Source organism: Streptomyces indicus (genome assembly GCF_900100315.1).
GTDB classification, from domain to species: Bacteria; Actinomycetota; Actinomycetes; order Streptomycetales; family Streptomycetaceae; genus Streptomyces; species Streptomyces indicus.
In genome coordinates this window covers 76,937-83,508 of sequence record NZ_FNFF01000023.1, presented here as the reverse complement: position 1 = coordinate 83,508, position 6,572 = coordinate 76,937, and the positions used below count along the sequence as shown (strand labels likewise).

The window sequence follows — 6,572 nt, the reverse complement described above, 5'->3', positions numbered from 1 at the left end:
TCTCAGCGTCCTCGCTGATGTGCCATCCCAATGGGATGGACTTTTTCAAAGGAACCGCGTCCGACCTAATGGTCGAGACGGGGTTGTCAATCTGGCGTTGACTTTTGGCACGCTGTTGAGTTCTCAAGGAACGGACGCTTCCTTTGTACTCACCCGCAGAGACATTCTCTGGGGCTTTCCTCCGGGCTTCCCTTCGGTGTTTCCGACTCTATCAGACTCTTTCGGGCCCGATTTCCTCGGTGCTTTCCGGTTCTCGCTTTCGCGTTTCCCTTCCGGCGGTGTCGACTCTATCAGATCCTTTCGGGCCTGATTCCCGGTCAACTCGGGTTGCCTTTGCGGCTGTTGGGCCGTTCCGACGTCCAGAACCTTAGCGGATTCTCCGGCCGGCTCATAATCGGGCCGTTCGGTTCCTGTGAATTGATTTTCGGGCGCGCGAAGGCGCACGTAATTCAATCCCCAGGGGAATCGTGCGTTGGTTTGGTGTGCCGCTGTGAGCGGCGAGAGTGGCTGCCGCAGAACCGTTCCGGCTCCGTGACAACTCGAAGAACCTTACGGATCGAGCGGGGGTGTGTCAACCCCCGAGCTCGACCCGTTGCAGGAGCCGGGTCAGGAGCTCCCCCAGGACGCCCCGCTCCTTCGCGGAGAGGTCCTGGAGCAGGTCCTCCTCGAAGGTCGTGGCCAGCTCCATGGCGTCCAGCCACTTCTGCCGCCCGGCGTCCGTCAGGCCCACGATCACTCGTACGCGATTGGTCTCATCACGATCCCGGGTAACCAGACCTTCCGCGACCATGCGGTCGATCCGGTGGGTCATCGCGGCCGGGGTGAGGCCGAGCTGCTTGGCCAGGTCGCCGGGGCCCATGCGGTAGGGCTGGCCGGCGAGGACCAGGGCCTTGAGGACCTCCCACTCGGCGTTGCTGATGCCGAGGGTGGCGGTCTGGCGTCCGTAGGCGACGTTCATGCGCCGGTTGAGGCGGCCGAGGGCCGAGACGATCTGCTCGACCTGGGGGTCGAGGTCGGCGAACTCCCGCTGGTAGGCGGCGATCTGTTCGTCGAGCGTCGGCTCGTTCTCAGGCATGCCCCGGAGTATGACACGACCCCGCTTTGCGTTTAAGACCTTCGATGTTTATTGTTTAGGTCCGAACTTTAGCTTTGAAGTCTTCAGGTCGAAGGTGCACTGGTCAGGTGGCCCGTCGCGTCCTGCCTGGGCTTCGCTCGTATGAAGGCAGGTGAGAAGTGACCCAGGCGATGGGTGCCGCGATGCGGCGGATCCACGTGGGCAACGCGCTCAGCGCGTTCGGCCTCGGCTTCACCGTCCCGTTCCTCTACGTCTACGTGGCGCAGGTGCGGGAGCTCGGTGCGACGACGGCGGGTCTCGTGCTCGCCGTCTTCGCGGTGGCCGCGCTGGTGGTGCTGCCCTTCACCGGGCGTGCGGTCGACCGGCGCGGGCCGCTGCCGGTCCTGATGGTCGCCCTGGTCACGGCCGCGGTCGGTGCGATGAGCCTCGGGCTTGCGAACAACGCGCAGACCGTGATCGCGTCCGCCGCGCTGCTCGGTGCCGGTCAGGCCGTCATGCAGCCGGCGCTCGCGACGATGATCGTGGAGTGCTCCACCGCCGAGACCCGTACGCGGGCCTTCGCGACGCAGTTCTTCCTGCAGAACCTCGGACTCGGTGTCGGTGGCCTCATCGGCGGCCAGATCGTCAAGCACGAGCGGCCGAGCGACTTCACGCTGCTGTTCGCCATCGAGGCGTCGATGTTCCTGCTGCTCGTGGTGGTCATGGCCACCGTGCGGCTGCCGCGGCAGGCGCGGATCGCGGATGCGACCCCGCAGGCCGAGGGCGGGATGAAGCGGCTGTTCCAGCACCGCGCCATGGTGCAGCTGTGTGCGCTGGGCTTCGTGATGTTCTTCGCCTGCTACGGGCAGTTCGAGTCGGGGCTCTCGGCGTACGGCGTCGAGGCGGCGGGGATCTCGCCGTCCACGCTCGGCTTCGCGCTCGCCGCCAACACCGGCGCGATCGTGGTGGCGCAGTTCCTGGTCCTGAAGTTCGTCGAGCGGCGCGAGCGGTCCAAGGTGATCGCCTCCGTCGGTCTGCTGTGGGCCGTCGCGTGGATCTTCGCGGGGTACGCGGGGCTCGGGCACGGCAGCCAGGCGATGGCGACCGCGGCCTTCATCTCCACGTACGCGCTCTTCGGCCTCGGTGAGGCGATGCTGTCGCCGACCGTCGCGCCGTTGGTCGCGGACCTCGCGCCGAGCGGCATGGTCGGGCAGTACAACTCGGCCTTCGCGCTGGTCAAGCAGCTGGCCCTGGCGGTCGGTCCGGCGATCGGCGGGCCGATGGGCGCCTCGCTGCACGCCCCGTACATCCTGACGTTCATCGTCTTCTCGCTCGGCATCACGGTGCTCGCGGTCAAGCTCGGCAAGCAGCTGACGCCGGCGCAGAACCACCCGTGGGCCGTGCGGCAGGCGGCCGTGGCGGCGAAGGAGCGCGCGGCCGAGGATCCGGCCGGCCCCGGTGCCGTGCCCGCTACAGCGACAGCGACAGCGGCCGTCTGACCGGCTGCTGTTCGGCTACGCGTCCTCGGAGACGGACTGGCCCGCCCGCGCGGCGGCCAGTCCGTCTTCTGCTTTACGGGCCAGGGCGCCGGCGGTCGGTTCCTTGCTCGCGGCCGCGAGGGCGAGCAGGGCGCGGCACTCGGTGGCCGCCTCCTCGTAGCGCTCCAGGCGGTTGAGGGTGTGGGCGCGGTCGGCGCGGAGCTTCAGAGTGAGCGGGTGCTCCGGGGCGTGGATGCGCTCGTAGAAAGGGAGCAGCTCGTCCTGGCGGCGCAGGGCCTCGGCCGGGTCGCCCTGTTCGCGCACGGCCAGGGCGCACAGCGCGAGGGCCGCGAGCGCGAGGTGGTCGTCGGGGCGCTGGGCGCGGTGGGCCGCGAGGTCGTGGGCCTCGGTCTCGGCCTCCTCGTACCGGCCGAGGGCGAAAAGGACCGTGGCCAGGACGACGCGCGCCGTGGCCGCGAGCTGGTGGGCCGGGCCGAGTGCCTTGTCGGCCACGTCGATGACCTGGCGGATCAGCGTCTCCGCCTCCTGGGGGCGGTCCTCGTGCAGCAAGGACTGGGCCTGGCGGATGCCGCGCTGGACGCCGGCGGTCTCGGGGGAGCTGAGGCGGTCGAGGAAACCCATGGAGGGGAGGCTATGCCGGGGGTGCAGGTGGGCGGCACCCCCTAGAGCGCACCGGACTGCTTGAGGGTGAACTCGCACCACACCGCCTTGCCGCCGCCCGGTGTCCGGCGCGAGCCCCAGTTCGAGGCGAGGGCGGCGACGATCGCGATGCCGCGGCCCGCCTCGTCGGCCGGCTCCGCGCGGCGGCGCAGCGGCAGGTGGTCGTCCCCGTCGGTGACCTCGATGATCAGGCGGCGGTCGGTGCGGCGCAGCCGCAGGCGCATCGGCGGGGTGCCGTGCTGGAGCGAGTTGGCGACGAGTTCGCTGGCGGCGAGGACGCCCGCTTCGCAGAGCTCGGGCGGGAAGCGCCAGCTGGCCAGGACTCCGGTGGCGAAGGCGCGGGCGCGCGGCGCCGCTTCCACACCGCCGAGGAGTTCGAGCGAGGCGCCGCGGAACAGCTCGGCGTCGGGGCCGGTGTGCTCGGGGTGCTGGAGGACCAGGAGCGCCACGTCGTCGTCGTGGTCGGCGGTGACGCCGAGCGCGCGCAGCAGGCGGTCGCAGATCACCTGCGGGGTGCCGGTGGCGCCGGCCAGGGCGCGCTCGAGCTGGTCGACGCCGTGGTCGATGTCCTCGCTGCGGCGCTCGACGAGGCCGTCGGTGTAGAGGACGGCGGTGGAGCCGGGCGGGAAGTCCATGGAGCCGGAGGCGTGCAGCCAGCCGCCGGTGCCGAGCGGGGGTCCGGTGGGCTCGTCGGCCCGGTGCAGTGCGCCGAGTTCGTCCCGTACGAGGATCGGCAGGTGGCCCGCCGACGCGTAGGTGAGGCGGCCCTCGTGCGGGTCGTGGATCGCGTAGACCATCGTGGCGATCTGGCTGGCGTCGATCTCCGAGGCGAGCCCGTCGAGGAGCTGGAGCACCTCGTGGGGCGGCAGGTCGAGGCGGGCGTACGCGCGCACGGCCGTGCGCAGCTGGCCCATCACCGCGGCGGCGCGCACCCCGCGGCCCATGACGTCGCCGATGACGAGGGCGGTGCGGCCGCCGCCGAGGGTGATCACGTCGTACCAGTCGCCGCCGACCGCCGCGTCCGCGCCGCCGGGCTGGTACGTGGCGGCGATGCGCAGGTCGTCCGGCTGCTCCAACTCCTGGGGCAGCAGCGAGCGTTGGAGCGTGACGGCGGCTTCGCGGTGGCGGCGCTCGCTGGCACGCAGCCGCTCGGCGGCCTCGGCGTGGTCGGTGACGTCGGTGGCGAAGAGCAGGACGCCGGCCTCGCCCTCGGTCCCGGGGTGGGACGCGTCCTCGCTCTCCGGGTGGGAGGCGCCGGTGGTCAGCGGGGTGCAGGTGAAGGTGTACGAGCGACCCGAGGGCACCTTGCGCGACTTGACCGTGCGCGGCTTGCCGCTGCGCAGGACCTGGTCCAGGAGCGGGAGCAGGCCGAGCTCGCGCAGCTCGGGCAGGGCGTCCTCGGCGGTGGCGCCGCGCTCGCGCGGGCCGAAGGAGGCGGCGTACGCCTCGTTGACGTAGGCGATGCGGTGCTCGGGGCCGTGTACCAGGACCATCAGGCCGGTGATGCGGTCGAGGATCTCGCGGACCGGCAGGTCCTCTACGTCGGGGGTCGGCGCGTCGGAGCCGTGCTCGGCTCGGGCGGCGGGCACGGAACCCCGGTCGGACCGCGCGGCGGCGCGGCGCTGCGTACCGGGGAGCCTGGCGCTCCAGCGCGTGAAGTTCACGGAGGGAAGCCTCATGGAGGTCGTCGGGGCGTGGTGCCCTTGTGTTGTGGGGCGCTCCGGGGTCAGGGCGCGCCCGCTCGGTCTGGGTGGGCCGGTCCGCCGCTCGGCGGGCGACCGGAACGCTCCGGCCGGGGCGGGCCGGACGCACGGGTCAGGTGGCTTTCGGCTGCACCGGTCGGGTGCCTGTCGGAGCACCGGCCGGATGGCTGCCGGTGCGGACGTCGGTCAGTCTGGCCGACCGCACTGACATCCGTCAGACGCCGGTCCGCGCGGCGGAGTTCCTCGATCCGGTCAGGACGACTCCTTCGGGCGTTCGCCTCCGGCCGCGAGTTCGAATTCCGCACGCGGATGCTCGAGCGAGCCGAGGGAGACGATCTCGCGTTTGAACAGGCCCGACAGAGTCCACTCGGCCAGGACCCGGGCCTTGCGGTTGAAGGTCGGGACCCTGCTGAGGTGGTAGACGCGGTGCATGAACCACGCAGGGTAGCCCTTCAGCTTGCGTCCGTAGACGTGCGCGACACCCTTGTGCAGGCCGAGAGAGGCCACCGAACCGGCGTATTTGTGCGCGTAGTTCGTCCGCGGCTGTCCCTTGAGCGCGGCCACGATGTTGTCGCCGAGCACCCTCGCCTGGCGGACGGCGTGCTGCGCGTTGGGCGCGCATTCCTTGCCTTCCTCCGAGGTCACGTCCGGTACGGCGGCCGCGTCGCCGGCCGCCCAGGCGTGCTCGACCCCGTCGACGGCGAGCTCGGCGGTGCACTTGAGCCGGCCGCGTTCGTTCAGCGGCAGATCGGACGCGGCGAGGATGGGATGCGGCTTGACGCCCGCGGTCCATACGAGGGTGCGCGTCGGGAAGCGCGAGCCGTCGTCGAGCACCGCGACCCGGTCCTCGCAGGAGTCGAGCCGGGTCTCCAGACGCACGTCGATGTTGCGCCGCCGCAGCTCGCTGACCGTGTACTTGCCCATCTCGGGGCCGACCTCCGGCAGGATCCGGTCGGAGGCCTCGACGAGGATCCACTTCATGTCCTCGGCGCTGACGTTGTGGTAGTACCGGGCCGCGTAGCGCGCCATGTCCTCCAGCTCGCCGAGGGCCTCCACGCCCGCGTAGCCGCCGCCGACGAACACGAAGGTCAGCGCGGCGGAGCGGACGGCGGGGTCGCGGGTCGAGGACGCGATGTCCATCTGCTCGATGACGTGGTTGCGCAGGCCGATGGCCTCTTCCACGGTCTTGAAGCCGATGCCGTAGTCCGCGAGCCCCGGGACCGGCAGGGTGCGCGAGATCGAGCCGGGGGCGAGGACCAGTTCGTCGTAGGTGAGCTCGATCGGTCCCGTGCCCTCCTCGTCGGTGGCGAGGGTGGTGAGGGTGACCGTCTTCTTGGCGTGCTGGATCGAGCGGGCCTCGCCGATGACGATCCGGCAGTGCTTGAGGACGCGGCGCAGCGGGACGACCACGTGGCGCGGCGAGATGGACCCGGCGGCCGCCTCCGGCAGGAAGGGCTGGTACGTCATGTACGGCTCGGGCGTGACCACCACGATCTCCGTGGCACCGCTCTTGAGCTCGGCGGCGAGCTTCTTCTGCAGACGCAGCGCGGTATAGAGGCCGACATAGCCGCCGCCCACGATGAGAATGCGCGTGCGGGGCGCGTCGGAGGTCCCGGTCCGGTGGGCGGGGTGGGTCCCGCGGGAATCAGCCGTCAC

The 6,572-nt window shown here is 70.9% G+C and carries 5 protein-coding genes; 1 reads left to right on the top strand and 4 read right to left on the bottom strand.

Annotated elements, in window-relative coordinates; translation table 11 throughout:
• Positions 1-571 precede the first annotated feature (571 nt).
• Positions 572-1,075, bottom strand: a complete 504-nt coding sequence (locus tag BLT97_RS34060; RefSeq protein WP_093617326.1) for a MarR family winged helix-turn-helix transcriptional regulator — start codon at positions 1,073-1,075, stop codon at positions 572-574.
• A gap of 158 nt (positions 1,076-1,233) precedes the next feature.
• Here BLT97_RS34060 and BLT97_RS34055 point away from each other — a divergent pair, with 158 nt between their 5' ends.
• Positions 1,234-2,553, top strand: coding sequence for an MDR family MFS transporter (locus BLT97_RS34055; protein ID WP_245769698.1), 1,320 nt, complete (start codon positions 1,234-1,236; stop codon positions 2,551-2,553).
• A gap of 15 nt (positions 2,554-2,568) precedes the next feature.
• Here BLT97_RS34055 and BLT97_RS34050 read toward each other — a convergent pair whose 3' ends face one another.
• From BLT97_RS34050 to BLT97_RS34040, 3 genes are all read right to left on the bottom strand, one after another.
• On the bottom strand, positions 2,569-3,174 hold the full coding sequence (locus tag BLT97_RS34050; protein WP_093617324.1) for a tetratricopeptide repeat protein: 606 nt from the start codon (positions 3,172-3,174) through the stop codon (positions 2,569-2,571).
• Between the two features lie 41 nt (positions 3,175-3,215).
• Positions 3,216-4,877 (bottom strand): ATP-binding SpoIIE family protein phosphatase, encoded by a 1,662-nt coding sequence (locus tag BLT97_RS34045; protein ID WP_093617322.1) that lies wholly within the window; start codon positions 4,875-4,877, stop codon positions 3,216-3,218.
• A gap of 291 nt (positions 4,878-5,168) precedes the next feature.
• The gene (locus BLT97_RS34040; RefSeq protein WP_093617320.1) at positions 5,169-6,572 is read right to left on the bottom strand and encodes an NAD(P)/FAD-dependent oxidoreductase; all 1,404 of its coding nucleotides are present in this window, start codon (positions 6,570-6,572) and stop codon (positions 5,169-5,171) included.